Origin of the sequence: Myroides gitamensis, from assembly GCF_029894455.1 — a bacterium.
Lineage (GTDB): Bacteria > Bacteroidota > Bacteroidia > Flavobacteriales > Flavobacteriaceae > Flavobacterium > Flavobacterium odoratum.
In genome coordinates, this window is the sequence record NZ_JARYHN010000001.1 from 3,336,190 (window position 1) to 3,355,136 (window position 18,947).

Genomic DNA, 18,947 nt, shown 5'->3' on the forward strand with positions numbered 1-18,947 from the left:
GGATATAAATATTATAACTACAAAGGTATCAAAAAACTATAGAAGTTTGACGTATTTTCCCCAGACAAAAGAGGATATCTAACTAAAAATAGTCGTAATTTTAGCTTTTAAACTATAAAGAAGGATATCATGGGGATTATTAGACTCAACAATATCAGAACATTTTCGTTCCACGGCTGTATGCCAGAAGAAGCAAAAATCGGGTCAGAATACCGTGTAGATGTAACAGCAGCAGGGAGTTTTAGAGATGCTGCAGCAACAGATCAGCTAGTATATGCAGTTGACTATGTGCAGTTGAACCAAATTGTCAAAGAAGAAATGGACAAGCGTTCGAATCTATTAGAAACAGTTGTACAACGTATTATTGATCGCATACTGTTAGAAATAAAGCTCGTAGATAAAGTAACGGTGGCTGTTTCAAAAATTAACCCACCAATTGGCGGAGATGTAGAATACGTAACTGTTGAAATGCAGGGAGTTAGATAGTTTTCATTGCATTGGGCGCAAAAAACTCACTAAATAGGTTTTTAAATTTAAAAAATAGTAGTAAGTTTGCATCCAATTAATGGATACGGCATCGTGTCCGAGTGGCTAGGAAGCGGTCTGCAAAACCGTCTACAGCGGTTCGAATCCGCTCGATGCCTCAGAAAAAGGATAGCGAAAGCTATCCTTTTTTCGTTTATGTTTTTTGGTACAATATTCAAGCACACCTTCTCACCTTCACCCCACCTCACCTTCACCCCACCTCACCTTCACCCCACCCTCACCCATTTCTGCCTAATTCTTAACCACTTACAACTAAAAATAAATTTTATGTAAAAAAAGTAGCTGAAACTATTGACAGATTGAATTTTTGCCGTATATTTGCACTCACGATACCGAAAGCGGGGTGTAGCGTAGCCCGGTCATCGCGCCTGGTTTGGGACCAGGAGGTCGCAGGTTCGAATCCTGCCACCCCGACTTACTAAAAGCTCTAACGAAAGTTAGGGCTTTTTTTGTTTATTGATAGGCGAATAGTTTATCGTCTATTGTTTTAAAACAAGTGGACGTTTATACAAGATATTCAACAAAAAAGGAAGCCATTGGCTTCCTTTTTTTATCTCTATTATTTTCGTTCTATTTTTGGGAGAGGTAGGTTTAATTCTTTAGCTGATGTTGGAATAAAGGCTTTAATCATGATAACAAAGCCAAAAATGATCAGTAGAATACTGCTGATTTTCTTCACTTTGAGGATGTTTTCGGCGGTTAGTTTCTTTCTCAATTGCTTTGCCAATAATATTTTGAATATATCCGTAATAAAATAGGCACTAATAGCGAATAAAAAGAAGATAAACATGCGTTCGGTATCCATATCCATCTGAGGGCCTAACGTGATGATAATTGCCAACCAAAAGCCTAAAACCCCTACGTTGATAAAGTTCAACAAGAATCCTTTGACAAATAAGTTGAGGTATTCTCTTTTTAGGTTAGGCGGTGCAATTTGAATGGTGTGTACTTGCACTTTCTTGAGCTTAACAAAGGAAATAATCCCATAGGTCAACATCAATAATCCGCCAAAAATAAATAAAGCAGGATCATCTTTGATGGAGTTGATTAAGCGAAAACTACTAAAAAAAGCGATGGTGAAGAACAAAGCATCGGCGAGAATTACGCCCATGTCAAAAGCAAGAGCTGCTCGAATTCCCCTTGTTATACTTGTTTCAATAAGAATAAAAAAAACAGGCCCAATCATGAAACTTAGGAAGAAACCTAAGGTAACACCTGTAATTAAATCATCGATCATTTACCACAATTAAAAATGCCAATATACTTGATATATTGGCACCTATGTTAATTACCTATTGCAAGGTACGGCTTTTTATGACATTAGCGCAGGAAAAAAATAAATACTTTTAGTTCTCTTTCTTAATGCTACCGCCCATTACAACCTTTTCATTTATTTTTTTAGGCTTGCCGAAGATGATAATTTCTCCTCCTGCTCTAGTCTTAGCATCTACTAAATCTGTTGCATTTACTTTGGCAATACCACCAGCATTTACAGTTACAGTGGTTTGGTTGCTTTTTAATTTTTCATTGTACACCGTAGCTCCAGCATTAGCTAGAATATCTTGTGTATTTGTTTTTCCAGTTAGGCTAATTGTACCCCCCGTATAACTTCTCACGGTTAGTTTTTCAGCCTCTACTTTTAAGGTAACAGAAGCACCTGTTTTGCTGTGAATCGTTAAGTTTGTTGCTTTCACAACCTCTTTACTCTCAATACTAGCGCCTTCTTCTGCAATGATTTCCTCCAGCTCTTTATAATACAATTTCACCTGGGTATTACCCCCTTGGAAACTGCTGGCAAAATTCATTTTAATTTTTAGATTTCCATTTTTGTTTACAAAAGTGACTTCTTCTGTATTACTTCCGGAAACCTCCATCTTTGTTTCTTTCGCAGGAATTAAGGTTAGCTCAATTTTGTCAAAAGCATTTACGCGCTTAAACTCCCCTACTTCTTTTACTTCTTGTGCAAAACCGATAGTTCCACAAAGTGCAACAAATAATAAAGCAATTTTCTTCATCTTAGCTTAGTTTTTGTATGTAATTAAAGTCTAATTGTTTTTTTACTAAATCTGCATTTTTAACCGAAACAACAACAGTATCCCCTAATTGGAGCGTATTGTGTGTCGCTTGACCGATTAGTGCATATTGTTTTTCATCGTATACATAATAATCTTCCTTGATCTCGCGTATACGCACCATTCCTTCACATTTATTCTCAATGATTTCCACATAAATACCCCATTCGGTAACGCCTGAGATAACTCCAGTGAATGCTTTGTCCTTTTGATCTTGCATGTATTTAACCTGCATGTATTTGATGCTATCGCGCTCTGCATTGGCTGCTAGATTCTCCATCGCTGAACAGTGCTTACATTTCGTTTCATACTCTTCCGCATTTACTGAATTCCCACCGTGTAGGTAAAACTCCAATAAACGATGAGCCATCACGTCTGGATAACGACGAATTGGCGATGTAAAGTGTGAATAGTAATCGAATGCTAAACCGTAGTGTCCAATATTTTGAGTCGAATAGCTCGCTTTACTCATGCTTCGAATCGCTAACGTATCAACCAAGTTTTGTTCCTTCTTCCCTTGTACGTTTTTCAATAACTCATTTAACGATTTAGAAATCGTATCTCGAGATTTAAAGTTTAATGAGTGCCCAAATCTTGAAATTATCGCTTGTAAGCCAAATAATTTATCTTGATCGGGTTCATCGTGAATACGATAAACAAACGTTTTCTTCTGTTTACCTATGAATTCAGATACTTTGCGGTTGGCTAATAACATGAACTCCTCAATCAAGTGATTGGCGTCTTTCGCTTCCTTAAAGAAAACACCAACAGGCTCGCTTTCACTGTTTAAGTTGAATTTTACTTCTACCTTATCGAAAGATATAGCCCCTGCTTTCATTCGTTTTTGACGTAAAATATGCGCCAATGTATTCATCGTTAGTACTGCATGTGCCACTTCTTCACTGATTTCCTGCACTTCTCCAGTAATAGAAATTGATTCTGGAATGGTGCGATCTTGTGTTTCGATGATGTATTGTGCCTCTTCATACGCCATACGTTGATCTGAATGCGTTACCGTACGACCAAACCAAGAATTGACAAGCTCACCTTTTGCATTCATCTCAAACACCGCTGAGAAAGTATATTTATCTTCATGTGGTCGAAGTGAACACGCGAAGTTCGATAATACTTCCGGTAACATTGGAACAGTACGATCTACTAAATACACAGAAGTAGCACGATGAAAGGCTTCATCGTCTAAGATTGTACCTTCACGCACATAGTGTGATACGTCTGCAATGTGTACCCCAATTTCATAGTTTCCGTTTTCTAACGTTTGGAAAGATAAGGCATCATCAAAGTCTTTCGCGTCTTTTGGGTCAATGGTAAAGGTTAATACCTCACGCATATCACGGCGTTTCGCTACTTCTTCTTCCTGAATAGAAGTATCTAGTTTGTTGGCAAACTCCTCTACTTCTTTCGGAAATTCATTGGGTAATCCGTATTCTGCTAGAATAGCGTGGATTTCTGTATTGTGTTCCCCTTGCTTTCCTAATACTTTGACTACTTTACCAAACGGACTGTCTGCTTTTTCCGGCCAATCTTCTAAGTCAACCAAAACAACATCTCCTGGTTGTGCTCCTAAAAACTTGTCTTTCGGAATAAAGATATCTGTATACATTTTTGCATCTGCTGTCGTAACAAAAGCAAAGTTTTTCTGGATATCAATAACTCCAACAAATTGTGTGCGGTGGCGTTCTAAAACTTCCACAACTTCTCCTTCTGGTTTTCTTCCTTTTCGCTTGTTGTAGATATAAGCCTTAACTAAATCGCCATCCAACGCTTTATTTAGATTGTTCGTTGGGATGAATACATCCTCTTCTAACTCCTCACTAACTAAATACGCTGTTTTTTTACTTGTCATATCAATATGACCTTCCACGTAATTTGCTTTAGGTACAAAGCGATATTTCCCTAGTTCAACTTCTTCAATTAGGGTTTTGGAAAGTAAGAATTTAAGTTCTTTAATAATTTCATTTCTGCCTTGGGTATCTACTACTTCTAATTGGGCAGCCACTTGTTTATAGTTATAAGATTTTGAAGGATTTTTTCCTAAAAATTTTAAAATCTTATTCGAAAAATCAAATTGTTTTTTCTTTTTATGTTTAATTTTTTTTGCCATTTTTTGAGTTTTTTTCCCAACCTATTGGTTATGGAAAGTTGTTTAAATGTACGAAATACTCTTTATTCTAAGGAACAAAAGTCTTTTTTTTGTGTTATTATTGTGAATTACTTGGGCTAAAAAGTGTGCTAATCTTCACTATATCAAAATATAGTTTTTCATTTTTTGGTAAAGGACACAAGAAAAATCAGTTGAGGTCTAAGTCTTTTCAATGGGTTTTTTCTCGTCAAATTCCTTAAAAAGTGTAATTCACTTGGAAAACTGAGGCCAAAAGTATTTCTTTTTTCTCATTTAGCCCGCATTTATTTCTTTTTTCTCTTAAAACGCATTTGAAATAAGGGAATTAATCACGCCTTTTTACTAAATTAGAAACACACATTATTCTTGTTCGTGTGTCGAACTGTTCTGGATTGGGTTTTGTTCGACATTCCTTGGAGTATGCTTGGAGTTTACTTGGGTAGAACCATGTTTTGTCGAAGCATACTCCAAGAATAGTCGAAGCATACTCCTACTATAGTCCAAGTAATCTCCTAGAATTCTCCTTCTTATTACGAGGCAGTGATTGGCCTTCGTTTAGTGATTTGGCATGAACAAAGTAAGTATTTTAGCGTATAAGCATTAGGACGAAGTAGCAAACCTCTACTTTTTTTTGTACTTTAGAAAAACCAACCAGTAAAAAACTAAAACAAACAATGAAAGCAATATCTTACGTACATGGGGCTTCTAGTATTCCATTATTAGGGGAAACAATTGGCGAGAATTTGAGAAAAATAACGGAATTATATCCCGATAATGAAGCTTTAGTTAGTGCGCATCAAAATTACAGAGCCACCTACCGCGAGTTTCATCAACAAACCGCACAAGTAGCAAAAGCCCTTTTGGCTTTGCAAATTGAGAAAGGCGATCGCGTGGGAATTTGGGCTCCAAATTGCTATGAATGGGTGTTGTTGCAATATGCTACAGCCCGCGTGGGCGTAATATTAGTCAATCTAAATCCTGCATATCGTGCGCATGAGTTAGAATTTGCCGTGAATCAATCTGAAATCAAGGCCATTATCTCTGCAGAATCTTATAGAGCGAGTGATTATCGAAAAATGATTTCGATGGTACGTGAAGATTGCCCCTCTTTGAAAGAAGTGGTCTTCTTAGGGGAAGAATGGGACTTATTTGTATCCAAAGGAAATGAGGTCGATGCAGCCATTTTTAATGAAATTGAAGCTTCTGTACAATTTGGAGAGGCAGTGAATATTCAATATACTTCCGGAACAACTGGGTTTCCAAAAGGAGTAACGTTAACGCATCACAACATCTTAAATAACGGTTATTTCATCGGAATTCGATTGAAGTATACAGCGGCAGACCGCGTGTGTATTCCGGTGCCTTTTTACCACTGTTTTGGGATGGTAATTGGCAACCTCTGTTGTACTTCTCATGGCGCAACCATCATCATTCCCAACGATAGCTTTGATCCGGCTAAAACACTTGAAGTAGTAGAACGCGAAAAATGTACCTCACTGTATGGGGTACCTACCATGTTTATTGCCGAATTACAACTACCCGATTTTAAAAAATACAACCTTTCGACTTTGCGTACGGGAGTTATGGCGGGTTCACTATGTCCAGAGCACGTGATGAAACGCGTAAAAACGGAAATGAATATGGATGAAATCAGTATTTGTTATGGAATGACAGAAACATCACCGGTATCGACGCAAACCCATATTGGCATTGATATCAAAAAACAAGTGAGTACCGTAGGAACGGTTCAAGATCACTTGGAAATCAAAATTGTTGACCCAGAAACTGGTGGTATTGTTCCACGAGGGGAAGCGGGTGAATTGTGTACGCGTGGGTATTCTGTGATGTTGAAATATTGGAATAACCGTACCCTAACTGCGGAAGTACTCGACGAAAATAGATGGATGCATACGGGCGATTTAGCGACGATGGATGACGAAGGATTTATTGCAATTACAGGACGTATCAAAGATTTGATTATTCGCGGTGGAGAGAATATTTCTCCGAAGTGGATTGAAGATTTCTTATACACGCATCCCGATGTAGCTGATGTACAGGTAATCGGTGTACCTAGCGAGAAATATGGGGAGGAAGTAATGGCTTGGGTTATTCTGAAAGAAAATAAAACAGCGACTGCTGAGAGTATGCGTGAATTTTGTGATCAGAAAATCGCCCATTACCGCATTCCGAAATATTGGAAGTTTGTTTCCTCTTTTCCGATGACCATTTCAGGTAAAGTTAGAAAGGTGGAAATGCGTCAAATAGCTGTTGAAGAATTAGGATTATAAAAGGCAAAAGTTTTACCTTTGTCCATGAACACATACACAACGAAAACATGAAAATAGCAATCGGAAATGATCACGCAGGGCCAGCTTATAAAAAGGCCATTGTTGACTTTTTACAAGCCAAAGGATATGAAGTAACAAATTATGGAACAGATAGTTTCGATTCTGTTGACTATCCTGATTTTGGACATCAAGTAGCCACAGCAGTGGAAAATGGAACCGTAGATTTCGGTATTGTTATTTGTGGAAGTGGAAATGGAATTGCGATGTCAGCCAATAAACACCAAGGGGTACGTTGTGCCTTGTGTTGGACAAAAGAAATTGCAGAATTAGCGCGTTTACACAATGATGCCAATGTGATCAGTATTCCTGCTCGTTTTACTTCTATTGAACAAGCTGTAGCAATGGTTGAAACGTTTTTGAATACCGCATTTGAAGGTGGTCGTCATGCTAATCGAGTGAATAAAATTGCTTGTTCTTAAGTACAGAACAAGTATTCAAGATAACGAAAAGGTATTTACGCAAGTAAATGCCTTTTTTTGTTTTTGCCTATTAATATAGCCAAAGGGTTTATTAGAACTCTTATTTATGAAGAATAAATTGTATTTTTATAAGGTCTTTCTTAAAAGTAAGTGCAATGGAAAACATGGAGAAAATAGCAATACGAAATTTTGCAGGAATAGAGAAACTAGATTTAGATATTAAGCCGATTAATATACTAATTGGCCCTCAAGGTGTGGGAAAAAGTGTGGTGGTGAAGTTGCTGTATTTTTTTAAGGAGACCTTGTATAATTTAGGAAGCAGACAAGGAATTGTTGTGATGGAAACACTTGAGAATCACGAAAGGAATATGATTGTTAGTTTTCGTAAAATGTTTGACAGAAGTGCGTGGAAATCAGGGAGCAAATTTGAAATTTCGTATAGTAGTATAAATGGATTGACGTTTGTTGTGAAAGGAGATGAAAAAGGAGAAATAAGAATTGTATTGCCAGAGGAGTATACAGCTATATTGAATGAAATTATTTTGGTAAATAAGCAATATAGTCCTTTAAAAGCTAGAGAATTAGGTATAAGTGAGTTTCTAAAACAGCGAAATGAAATAGAAACTTTTTTGAGATTAAAACTTTCAGAAAAGTTCAATGAAAAATTAGTAGAACAAGTGTTTATTCCTGCGGGGCGTAGTTTTTTTTCAACGATCAATAGAAATATTTATTCCATTGTTGAAGGTAAAGGAGAAATAGATGCTGGATTGGATTCATTTATGTTGAGATTTGGATCAATGTATCAACTCTTAGGAGACTTTGAAGCAATGAATACTTTATTTTGGGAATCATCAGAGCGTAGCAATACGTTTAATGCTTTAGTTGATCAAGTTATGGGAGGTAGGTATGTTAAAGAAAATGATAATCAAGCGTATATACTTCATAAAGACCAGAGAAAAGTAGAGTTAAAAAATGTGTCTTCTGGTCAACAAGAGGCCTTGCCTATGTTATTAATTTTAAAAGCTATTTATGAAAAAACGTGGAAAACAGAAGGGGGTGTTTTGTATATTGAAGAACCCGAAGCTCATTTGTTTCCAACTGCACAAAAATCGATTGTAAATCTTTTGGCTAAAGTCTATACAAGTAACCCTGATAATTTCCAGATTTTTATTACAACTCATAGCCCATATATTTTGACTTCTTTTAATAATTTAATGTATGCAGGAAATCTTATCAAAGAGGATGAATCAAGAAGATCAGCAGTTGAAAAGGTCGTTGATCAAGATACAATATTAGACGCAAGTCTTTTTAGTGCTTATGCAGTTCAAAAAACAGGAGCAACAGATTTAATGGATAAGGAGAATGGAATTATTAATGCAGAATTGTTAGATGAGGTTTCTAATACCATCGGAAGAGAATTTGATCAATTATTAGATATTGAGTATGCTGGACAAAATTGATAACGACTGTAAAGAAACAGATTCGCGTAGCAAATTTGTTTTTCAAGAAAATGGAAGAAAATTAACCTTAATCAATAGTAAGAAAGTAGAATCTACCAAGATTAAGATTGACGGTTGTCATATTCAAAATAGTACTGCTTGTGATTTTATGCTAGTGACGGCTAATGATGACTTTTATATCGAATTAAAAGGACAAGATATAAATAAGGCACTCGGGCAAGTAATCGTAACAATTGAAGAGGTAGGTAAAGCATCTAAAAACAGTCGAAAAGCTTTTGTAATTTGTTCCAAGGTACCAAAAATAGATACCTCTATTCAAATGAAGAAGAAAACGTTACAAAATAGATATGCTTGCGATTTGGAGATTGCTTCTAATCAACGAGAGTACAAGTATTAATTAGATCTTCCCTCCTATTTTTGCTTTTATCTTCTAAACAAGGCAAAAAACAAAACAACTTGTATAATAAATACTGCATAAAACTTCAATTTAAAGCTTTGCTTGGCATTTTTATGGCGCAGGTGGCGCATTGCAAGCCACCCTCCTACACTGCCGCCTAAGAAGCATAGCGTAAGCAGATTTTTTTCTGAAATCCTATTCTTCTGCTTTTGCGCCCGCTCCTTGTCTATCTTGAACATAGAGTACGTAATATAGTTGATCGCAAAAATGTAAAAGAATAAAAACTTCATCTCATTTATTTATTGGCGCAAAGGTAGTATTTTAGCTATTCTTAAAATAATATATTATGACGTTGATTCATTTTATTCAACAAGCCTTGGATGCTTCTACCAAGAGCATTGAAAACACATTAGCCTTGTTAGATGAAGCCTGTACCATTCCTTTTATTGCTCGTTATAGAAAAGATAGAACTGGAAATTTAGATGAAGTTGCCATTGAAAAGATTGCCAAATACCGCGATTTATACGTGGGAATTGTAAAGCGCAAAGAATCTATTTTAGCTTCTATTGAAGAGCAAGGGAAATTGACAGATGAATTGCGCAATAAAATCGAACAAAGCTTTGATTTAGTTGAAATTGAAGATTTGTACTTACCATATAAAAAGACGCGTAAAACCAAGGCAGATACGGCTAGGGCTTTAGGATTAGAACCTTTGGCTAAAGTAATCATGGCACAAAATGCAACGGATATTGAATCTATTGCAAGAAAATATATTACGAAGGAAGTAGAAGATGTAGAAAAAGCCATACAAGGGGCTTGTGATATTATCGCAGAGTGGATCAATGAGCATTTGTTTATTCGCAAAGCATTGAGAAGAAAGTTTCAGCGTGAAGCTGTTGTAACGACCAAGGTAGTAAAAGCAAAAGTGGAAGAAGAAGGCGCTCAAAAATTTGAACAATATTTTGAGTGGTCAGAACCCTTATATAAAATGCCTGCACATCGACTATTAGCGGTATTGCGCGCAGAAAAGGAAGGTTACATTCGCATGAATATTGCCGTAGACAAAGAAGATGCAATACAATTCATCGAACAAACGATTATTAAAGGGAAGAGCGATGCTGCATCACATCTACAAAAGGCTGTTGCAGATAGTTATAAGCGTTTATTAGAACCAGCGTTGTCTAATGAAGTGTTAGGAGAAGCGAAAGCGAAAGCGGATGCCAATTCCATTGCTGTATTCTCGGATAATTTAGCTCAATTGTTGTTAGCTTCACCATTAGGAGAAAAGCGCATTTTAGCGATTGATCCGGGGTATAAAACAGGGTGTAAAATTGTTTGTTTAGATGAAAATGGCAATTTGTTGTACAATGAAACCATTTATCCGCATCCTCCACAAAAAGACAGTGTGATTGCCATGAAAAAGGTGCGATCAATGGTGAATTCGTATCGCATTGAGGCGATTGCTATTGGAAATGGAACAGCTTCAAGAGAAACCGAGTTTTTCATCAAGAAAATAGCTTTTGATAAACCCGTACAAGTATTTGTAGTCAATGAAGCAGGGGCATCGGTGTATTCTGCATCCAAGATAGCGAGAGAAGAATTTCCCAATTATGATGTTACGGTAAGAGGTTCGGTTTCTATTGGACGACGATTAGCGGATCCATTAGCAGAATTAGTAAAGATTGACCCTAAATCCATTGGTGTAGGACAGTATCAACACGACGTAGATCAAACCTTGTTGAAAAGTGAATTGGATGCTGTGGTCATGAAGTGTGTAAATAAGGTGGGAATCAACATCAATACAGCGAGTAAATCCCTGTTGAGTTATGTGTCTGGTATTGGTGAGAAAATGGCAGAAAATATAGTGCAATATCGAGCGGAACATGGAGCATTTACTTCCCGTGCAGCCTTGAAAAAAGTACCGCGTTTAGGCGAAAAAGCGTACCAACAAGCAGCGGCGTTTATCCGCATTAAAAATGCAGAAAACCCTTTGGATGACTCGGCTGTACACCCAGAGGCTTATCCTATTGTACAGAAAATGGCAAAGGATTTGAAAATAACAGTGGATCAATTGATTTCTAATCCAACAACTATTCAACAGATTGATGTTAAACAATACGAAACTGCAGATATTGGTATTTTGACGCTAACAGATATTGTCAAAGAGTTGGAAAAACCAGGATTAGATCCACGTAAAGCCGCTAAAGTATTTGAATTTGATCCTTCCGTAAAGCAAATGTCCGATTTGAAAATAGGGCAGGTGTTACCTGGTATCGTCAACAACATTACCAACTTTGGTTGTTTCGTAGACGTTGGAATCAAAGAAAGTGGGTTGGTTCATATTTCACAACTGAAGGAAGGTTTCGTGTCGGATGTCAATGAAGTAGTAAAACTACACCAACATGTACAAGTGAAGGTGGTAGATGTGGATCAGGCGAAAAAACGCATCCAATTATCCATGATTTTATAAGAATACAACGAAAAACATAACTTGGCATAGTATTTGTAACTCTATTTGATAGGAAAAAGAAAAATCTTTTTAGTCATAACAAAAAGAAGATATAAGTTAAGTAGTGTTTTTATTATGTTTTATAAGTGAGGTGCCCGTTAAATATTGTTTTTAACGGGTGCTTTTTTTGTTCGTACAAATAAAAAATGCGCTAATACCGATGGCATAGCGCATGTGAATATCGAGATTCTAATGAATTATTCTGTTTTAGAAGCGTCTTCTTTTGTCGTTTCTTTCTTAGATGTCTGTTGAGCATTTTCATCCTTAGTAGCATCCTTGAATTCTTTGATTCCTGTTCCTAATCCTTTCATCAATTCAGGAATTTTCTTACCACCAAATAACAATAGGATTAAGGCAACAATAATTACAATTTGCCATGGCCCAACCATTCCTAAAAAAATATGTAATGAGTTCATATTAATTTGTTTGAAGATTTTAATAAAAACAAATATAGGAAGAAAAACCGGTTCTGTTTATTGGTCGATTCGATTATTTAACTTTTTAACCAATAATATTAACATTATGATCTATTTAATATGTGAATAAAAGCAAAAAAGAGAAGAAGTCAACTTTTTTAATGTTTATATTTGTGTAGAAAACAGATGATTTATGTCTAAGAAAGGACTTCAATGGAAAAAGTGGAAGAAAAGACTTCTAGATAAATATAGGGTAGTAGTAGTAAACGATCGAACATTTGAAGATGTGAGTTCGTTCAAGTTAAATCTCTTGAATGTGGTTGGTGCTACGACGACCATGGTTTTTTTATTACTCGTTTCCAATGTCATCTTATTGCTTGCAACGCCCTTAAAAGAATATATCCCAGGATATTCTTCTGCGGAACTCAAGCAAAAGGCTGTGGATTTGGCGTTGAAAGTAGATTCCCTCGAATCGGAGATAAAGAAAAATGAACATTATGTCGCGGCGGTACAACGCGTTTTACTAGGTGATATTGAAATTACATCAACTAGTATTGACTCATTGATGAAAACAGATACCCCCCTTCATGCGATTGAACATACCCAGCCGAGTGAAAAAGACTTGGAATTACGTGAATATGTGCGTTTGGAGGATAAGTACAACATTTTTACCAATGCAGAAGCTAGAGTAAGTACGGTTCTTTTTGCACCAATTGAAGGAACGATTGTCCGTAAATATGATCCAAAATCGACACACTTTGGCCTTGATTTTACTGCAGCTAAGAATGCTATGGTCAAATCTGTAGCCAAGGGAACGGTTATTTTTGTTGACTGGACTATCAAGGATGGGTATACGGTGATTGTGTTGCATGAAGAAGGAGTAAGCTCCGTGTACAAGCATTTGTCCTCCCTGACGAAAAGTGTCTATGAAACGGTACAAGCAGGGGATGTGTTAGGGCTGTACAATCAGGAAGAGGTGAAATCGAAAATGAGTCAACCGTATCTACATTTCGAATTGTGGAAAGACAATTACCCGTTAGATCCTACATTATTTATTGATTTAGAATAAAAATTATGTCTATAAAATCTTTTGGAGCGAAGATATTTGCTTCGATTATTCACAAGAAAACACAAAAATGGCTCAAAAATCCAGTGGAAACCCAAGCAAAGGTTTTAGCGGATTTAGTTGAACAAGCAAAGCATACCGCCTTTGGTCAGGATCACAATTTCACGGCTATTACGGATACTAAAATGTTTGCTCAGCAGGTGCCTATACGCGATTATGAAGGCCTAAAACCGTATGTGGATCGCGTAGTGAAAGGAGAAGAGGATGTATTGTGGAAAGGTAAACCACTGTACTTCGCTAAAACTTCAGGAACCACTTCGGGAGCAAAGTATATTCCCCTGACTAAAGAATCCATGCCTTACCATATTGAAGCAGCGCGAAATGCTATTTTGGCGTATGTCCATGAAACGGGTATTGCTGATTTTGTGGATGGCAAAATGATCTTTTTACAGGGAAGTCCCGTTTTAGAACAAAAGAACGGAATTAACTTAGGGCGTTTATCGGGTATTGTTGCCCATTACGTTCCTGCATACTTACAGAAGAATAGATTGCCTAGTTGGGAAACGAATTGCATCGAGGATTGGGAAACCAAAGTAGATGCCATCGTAGAAGAAACGGTACATGAAAACATGACGGTGATTTCTGGAATTCCAAGCTGGGTACAAATGTACTTTGAGCGTTTGAAAGCAAGAGAAGGCAAAGGAGTAGGTGAAATCTTTAAAAAGTTCAATTTATTTATTTACGGAGGAGTTAATTATGAGCCTTATCGTGCTAAATTTGAACAGCTCATCGGAAGGAAAGTTCCTTCTATTGAGTTATTTCCAGCTTCAGAAGGTTTCTTTGCTTACCAAGATTCTCAACGTGAAAAAGGATTGCTGTTGTTGTTGAATGCAGGAATCTTTTATGAGTTTATCAAAGTGGAAGAATTCTTTGAAGCTAATCCAAGACGCTATACTATTGGAGAAGTTGAACTAGGAGTTAACTATGTATTGATTATCTCAACAAATGCCGGATTATGGGGGTATAACATTGGTGATACGGTTCAATTTGTAAGCGTAAAACCTCACCGTATTGTTGTGTCAGGACGTATCAAACACTTTATTTCTGCTTTTGGTGAACATGTGATTGGAAAAGAAGTAGAAACGGCTTTACAACAAGCGATGGAGGGAACAGGTGTGCAAGTGAATGAATTTACTGTAGCTCCTCAAATTACACCCACAGACGGATTGCCTTATCACGAGTGGTTTATTGAATTCGGTCAAGCACCAGAGAACATGGAAGCATTTGCGTTGCGAATTGATGAAGCATTGCGCAAACAAAATGTATACTATGATGACTTAATTGTAGGAAAGGTATTGCGTACATTGGTCATTCGATCTGTAGAAAAAGACGGCTTTCAAGCGTATATGAAAAGCATTGGCAAGCTGGGAGGGCAAAATAAATTGCCGCGATTGAGCAATGATAGAACCATTGCTGATCAATTAAAAATAGAATAATTAGGAAATAAAAATGGAAGACTATGAGAGAGATTAAAAATATTTCAAGAACAAGAGCACAAGTTTCTTCAGCTGCTATTGAGCGTATTTATATTACAATGCGCCATTTATTTAACCGCGGGTTTTATAAACCAATGGGAGTATCTGGAGATACATTGAGAGAGGCTTTACTTGAATTGCGCCCAGAAATTTATGGTACAATTGCGGAGGAAAAGGTAGAATTAGACGGATTGTTGTATGTAATTGAACGACTACCTATTGGTATTGAAGAATGTAGATACATCAATTTAACGTCGGATGAAGGCTATGCTTTTTCTCATTTTCAAGCGATTGTGCCTCCAAAAAGAAGAAGAAATTGCTACCGCATTGACGAGGAGCAAATGAATATCGAAATCACTAGAGGACGTTCAGATATCTATGATGTTTTAACGCACCTGACATTTATCTTCATTGAATCGCATAAAATTAAAAATAGAGTTTTAATTGATGAAGAAGGAAGAGTAACGCGTGATTGGAAAAAAATAGAATCAGCAGCAAAACAAACAGAACCACTCGAGTTAGAACACAAAGAAGTGACGATTTCTCATTTGGCCAATGTATTAGGACGCTCATTTGCTGAGGTATTGTCGGTATATGAGAAGTTTGCAATTCCAGAAAACCCAGATCGCTTCTTAGATGTGATTTATTGGTTAGGGAAATTGGCTATTGAAGAGGAAGTGGATAACAATAAGCGAACAATTACGTTTAGTCCTTTGTTGCGTGAGCGATTGGGGCACCATATTTACGGTGAAATCTGGTCTAACCGCATCAAGGAGGTATTGGTAGAAAAAGGATTGTTAGAACGTCCGATTCACATTATCAGTGCGAATATGCACAGTGTGATGAATTCTATTTTTGCGCCTTATGTGATGCAAGGAGAAATTGAAGTTTCGGAAGAAGTGGAGATTTATGAAGAATTGAGTAAGCCCGAAAATAAAGCTTTGCGCAATCTAGTGAGAGAGCGTGCAGAGAGAGAAGGAATGGTCTTTTTATCGGATGATTCAGGTACAAATATCGACGTTCAAATTTTTGACACAGCGAAGATTAAGTTTGAACAAACGAATTTCAAAGGAGCTTCTTTTGAGGGCGAATCGCCTGTTATTATTGTGATGGATTATGCTTTTGGAGAACAGGCGTATGAAACGATTGACGAATTGTTGAAACCATATAAAAAACAAATCCGCCTCAATGTAGAATCGGTATCCATTATGGGTAAAGCTGGAATTTTAGAAGGAGGAAAAGGAGATATCATGATTCCATTTGCTCATATCAACGAAGGAACAGGAGATAACTATCCTTTTGATAATGAATTGACTGTGGATATGTTTGAAAATCATGGGATTCCAGTTGTTGGAGGAACCATGGTTACGGTATTGGGAACGTCTTTACAAAATAAAGATCTATTGAAGTTCTTCCATGATTCTACATGGGGAGTAATTGGATTAGAAATGGAAGGCGCTCATTATCAAAAAGCAATTCAATCAGCGTCTAAAATACGCAAAAGCATTAATCCAGAGGTAAAAGTGAGATATGCGTATTATGCTTCGGATAATCCATTAGAAACAGGAAGTACATTGGCCTCAGGAGGACTCGGAACGACAGGAGTAAAACCAACGTATCTAATTACAATAAAAATTTTAGAGCAGATTTTTAAAATAAAATAATTGCAAGCGTAAAGATGAAACACGCTATAACTATAGCGTGTTTTTTTAATTGGGCTATCCCTTGGTATAGATATGGTCCGTTTGATGAGTTTATAATGAAATAAATCAAGCTAGTAGGATGAAAAATAATAATAAACACGATAGTGAATTAGGTCTCATGGATTTGAAATTTTTTGTGGAACACAATATTTTTAAATCAATGAAGTATTTAAAAAAGAATAGTATTTATATTGTATTAATTGTCGCTCTTACAGGAGGTGTTGGCTATTATTTAGACAAAAAGCAAGGAGAAGAGGAACTGTCTATTTCTGCTGTAAAAAGCAATGGAGATAGACCAACAAAAAGACAGATTGCAATATCATTTAATTACAATTCAATGCCGCTAGTAGATGAATGGATTGCTTTTTACCTTCATGATGAAAAGTGGAAAAAGGCGGGATTGATTGATATAGAGATTGCTGACTTTTTACCCACTATTGCTAATAGAAAGGAAGAATCACAACCAGAAACCGGTACTTCTAGTACTACATCCAAAACAGGTGGAGAAAAAGTAGAACAGGATTTTTTGTCGCCCCATTTTCACTACTATCAATTAGTTGTTTTGGCTAAAGAAGGATTTGATTTTAAATCATTTTCAGAAGATTTAACCAAGAGGGTGGAGAAGATTGATCATTTTTCGAAAATGCAAACTTTACATCAAGCGTTTTTAGAGAATCGTATAACTGAAATTAATCAAGATCTTAGTAAGTTAAGTAAACTATTTGACAAAGAGGGAATATCAGCTACCGATTTAATTGAAGTAATCAAAGCTAAAAAAACATTGGAAGAGGAATTAGTAACCATAAAAATGATACAATTGCAAACCTCTTCTGTGCTCTATGAAGCATATGAGATAAACGAAATGGATGTGTTAGAGGAGAATATGCGTTATAATCCTGAGGTGGTACCTCGTAAGAAAATTCAATTTCCCCTCGTTGGATTGGTTTTGTTTTTCTTGGGACAATGGATCGTTACTATCAATAGAAAGTACACTAAAAATAACGAATAAGATGGAGGTAAGATCTACCGAATTACCTGGATGTTTGATTGTAAAACCTCAGGTTTTTACAGATAGTCGGGGGTATTTTTTTGAAAGCTTTAATCAAGAGGTATTTGAGAAGAAAAGTGGATTAAAAATTAACTTTATTCAAGATAATCAATCTTTTTCGACAAAAGGAACTTTGCGCGGGTTACACTTTCAGCGTGGTATTCATCAACAAGCTAAATTAGTTCGCGTTATTCAAGGAGAGATTCTCGATGTTGTTGTAGATTTAAGAGAGAATTCGCCAACTTATGGGCATCATTTTAAGATGATATTAAATGATGTTGAACAAGAACAGTTGTTTGTTCCTAGAGGTTTTGCTCACGGTTTTTTAGTACTTAGTGAAAGGGCAATTTTTGCTTATAAATGTGATAATTATTATAACAGGGAAGCTGAAGGGGGGATTTTGTATAATGATCCTACTTTGGATATCTTATGGACTGATGTAAATCAAGAGTACCTTATTTCAGATAAAGACCTTTTATTACCTTCCTTTTTAGAAACACAACCACTATGATAAAAATTCTTGTTACAGGGGCATCAGGTCAGATGGGGCAAGCGCTTCAATCAATTGCTCATCAGTATACTGATGTTCATTTTATTTTTTTATCAAGTAAGGAACTAGACATCTCTAAAAAGGAAAACATCATTGCTGCATTTGAAATTTATAAGCCAGATTATTGTTGCAATTTAGCTGCTTATACCAATGTGGAACGAGCGGAAGAAGAAGAAGCATTAGCTTTTCTTGTAAATGCAGAGGGGTGTAAAAATTTAGCGGAAGTATGTTTGCAATATGATGGAACATTGATCCATATCTCTTCGGATTTTGTTTTTGATGGAGCGAAAAATACTCCCTATACTCTTGAAGATATCCCGAATCCAATTAACGTATATGGTGCATCGAAATTAAAAGGCGAACAATATATTCAAGCTTTATTAGTTAAACATTATATTGTTCGCACTTCTTGGGTTTATTCAGAATTTGGGCATAATTTTCGGAATACTATGCTGAATTTAGCTAAAACAAAGATAGAAATAAACGTTGTAGATGATCAAATAGGATGTCCTACACATGCAACAGACGTTGTGTGCTTCATTCTAGAACTCATCCTCAAAAAGGAAAAGTTTGGACTGTATCATTATCGCGGAAAGCAATGTGGTTCATGGTATGATTTTGCCGTTGCTATTTTTGAAGAGGAAGGAATTAAAATTAAAGTAAATCGAATCAAGTCAGAAGACTATTTAACTAAGGCTAAAAGACCAAAATATAGTGTGTTAGGGTAAGCAAATTTTT

Annotated in this window: 17 protein-coding genes and 2 tRNA genes; 14 read left to right on the top strand and 5 right to left on the bottom strand. The window is 36.4% G+C overall.

Features of this window, described 5'->3' with window-relative positions; genetic code table 11:
• The first annotated feature begins 129 nt into the window (after positions 1-129).
• The 3 genes from folB (at position 130) to M2306_RS14795 (ending at position 960) form a co-directional block, all read left to right on the top strand.
• Entirely contained in the window at positions 130-486 is a 357-nt protein-coding gene (folB, locus tag M2306_RS14785) for a dihydroneopterin aldolase (RefSeq protein WP_115092063.1), read from the top strand.
• Between the two features lie 87 nt (positions 487-573).
• Positions 574-644, top strand: a tRNA-Cys gene (locus M2306_RS14790).
• A 241-nt stretch (positions 645-885) separates the two neighbouring features.
• Positions 886-960: transfer RNA gene (locus M2306_RS14795), tRNA-Pro, on the top strand.
• A 145-nt stretch (positions 961-1,105) separates the two neighbouring features.
• Here M2306_RS14795 and M2306_RS14800 read toward each other — a convergent pair.
• The 3 genes from M2306_RS14800 to rnr form a co-directional block, all read right to left on the bottom strand.
• A complete protein-coding gene (locus M2306_RS14800; protein WP_115092062.1) occupies positions 1,106-1,783 on the bottom strand; it encodes a LysE family translocator in 678 nt (225 codons plus the stop codon).
• Positions 1,784-1,892: 109 nt separating this feature from the next.
• On the bottom strand, positions 1,893-2,561 hold the full coding sequence (locus M2306_RS14805) for a head GIN domain-containing protein (protein ID WP_115092061.1): 669 nt from the start codon (positions 2,559-2,561) through the stop codon (positions 1,893-1,895).
• A 1-nt stretch (position 2,562) separates the two neighbouring features.
• Positions 2,563-4,740 (bottom strand): ribonuclease R, encoded by a 2,178-nt coding sequence (rnr, locus tag M2306_RS14810; protein ID WP_115092060.1) that lies wholly within the window; start codon positions 4,738-4,740, stop codon positions 2,563-2,565.
• A gap of 692 nt (positions 4,741-5,432) precedes the next feature.
• Here rnr and M2306_RS14815 point away from each other — a divergent pair.
• The 4 genes from M2306_RS14815 to M2306_RS14830 all read left to right on the top strand — a co-directional run bounded on the left by M2306_RS14815 (position 5,433) and on the right by M2306_RS14830 (position 9,382).
• Entirely contained in the window at positions 5,433-7,046 is a 1,614-nt protein-coding gene (locus M2306_RS14815; protein WP_259189240.1) for an AMP-binding protein, read from the top strand.
• A 47-nt stretch (positions 7,047-7,093) separates the two neighbouring features.
• A complete protein-coding gene (gene rpiB / locus M2306_RS14820; protein WP_002988491.1) occupies positions 7,094-7,525 on the top strand; it encodes a ribose 5-phosphate isomerase B in 432 nt (143 codons plus the stop codon).
• Between the two features lie 155 nt (positions 7,526-7,680).
• The gene (locus M2306_RS14825) at positions 7,681-8,985 is read left to right on the top strand and encodes an AAA family ATPase (RefSeq protein ID WP_259189239.1); all 1,305 of its coding nucleotides are present in this window, start codon (positions 7,681-7,683) and stop codon (positions 8,983-8,985) included.
• On the top strand, positions 8,969-9,382 hold the full coding sequence (locus M2306_RS14830) for a hypothetical protein (RefSeq protein ID WP_115092057.1): 414 nt from the start codon (positions 8,969-8,971) through the stop codon (positions 9,380-9,382). The genes M2306_RS14825 and M2306_RS14830 overlap by 17 nt, the downstream gene beginning before the upstream one ends.
• A 26-nt stretch (positions 9,383-9,408) precedes the next feature.
• On the opposite strand, the gene M2306_RS14835 is transcribed toward M2306_RS14830, so the two are convergent.
• Positions 9,409-9,672, bottom strand: a complete 264-nt coding sequence (locus tag M2306_RS14835; protein WP_002988488.1) for a DUF1294 domain-containing protein — start codon at positions 9,670-9,672, stop codon at positions 9,409-9,411.
• 56 nt (positions 9,673-9,728) lie between these two features.
• Between M2306_RS14835 and M2306_RS14840 the strand changes: the two genes are divergently transcribed.
• Positions 9,729-11,852 (top strand): Tex family protein, encoded by a 2,124-nt coding sequence (locus M2306_RS14840; protein ID WP_259189238.1) that lies wholly within the window; start codon positions 9,729-9,731, stop codon positions 11,850-11,852.
• A 236-nt stretch (positions 11,853-12,088) separates the two neighbouring features.
• Here M2306_RS14840 and M2306_RS14845 read toward each other — a convergent pair whose 3' ends face one another.
• On the bottom strand, positions 12,089-12,307 hold the full coding sequence (locus tag M2306_RS14845) for a Sec-independent protein translocase subunit TatA/TatB (protein WP_259189237.1): 219 nt from the start codon (positions 12,305-12,307) through the stop codon (positions 12,089-12,091).
• A 193-nt stretch (positions 12,308-12,500) separates the two neighbouring features.
• Between M2306_RS14845 and M2306_RS14850 the strand changes: the two genes are divergently transcribed.
• The 6 genes from M2306_RS14850 to rfbD all read left to right on the top strand — a co-directional run bounded on the left by M2306_RS14850 (position 12,501) and on the right by rfbD (position 18,937).
• Positions 12,501-13,376 (top strand): murein hydrolase activator EnvC family protein, encoded by an 876-nt coding sequence (locus M2306_RS14850; RefSeq protein WP_259189236.1) that lies wholly within the window; start codon positions 12,501-12,503, stop codon positions 13,374-13,376.
• A gap of 5 nt (positions 13,377-13,381) precedes the next feature.
• A complete protein-coding gene (locus M2306_RS14855; RefSeq protein ID WP_259189235.1) occupies positions 13,382-14,869 on the top strand; it encodes a GH3 auxin-responsive promoter family protein in 1,488 nt (495 codons plus the stop codon).
• A gap of 23 nt (positions 14,870-14,892) precedes the next feature.
• Complete coding sequence (locus M2306_RS14860; protein ID WP_259189234.1) at positions 14,893-16,572, top strand: DUF6909 family protein; 1,680 nt, start codon at positions 14,893-14,895, stop codon at positions 16,570-16,572.
• 118 nt (positions 16,573-16,690) lie between these two features.
• The gene (locus M2306_RS14865; protein WP_259189233.1) at positions 16,691-17,620 is read left to right on the top strand and encodes a hypothetical protein; all 930 of its coding nucleotides are present in this window, start codon (positions 16,691-16,693) and stop codon (positions 17,618-17,620) included.
• Position 17,621: 1 nt separating this feature from the next.
• Entirely contained in the window at positions 17,622-18,170 is a 549-nt protein-coding gene (gene rfbC, locus M2306_RS14870; RefSeq protein ID WP_259189232.1) for a dTDP-4-dehydrorhamnose 3,5-epimerase, read from the top strand.
• A complete protein-coding gene (rfbD, locus tag M2306_RS14875) occupies positions 18,167-18,937 on the top strand; it encodes a dTDP-4-dehydrorhamnose reductase (RefSeq protein ID WP_115092048.1) in 771 nt (256 codons plus the stop codon). The genes rfbC and rfbD overlap by 4 nt, the downstream gene beginning before the upstream one ends.
• Positions 18,938-18,947: the final 10 nt, after the last annotated feature.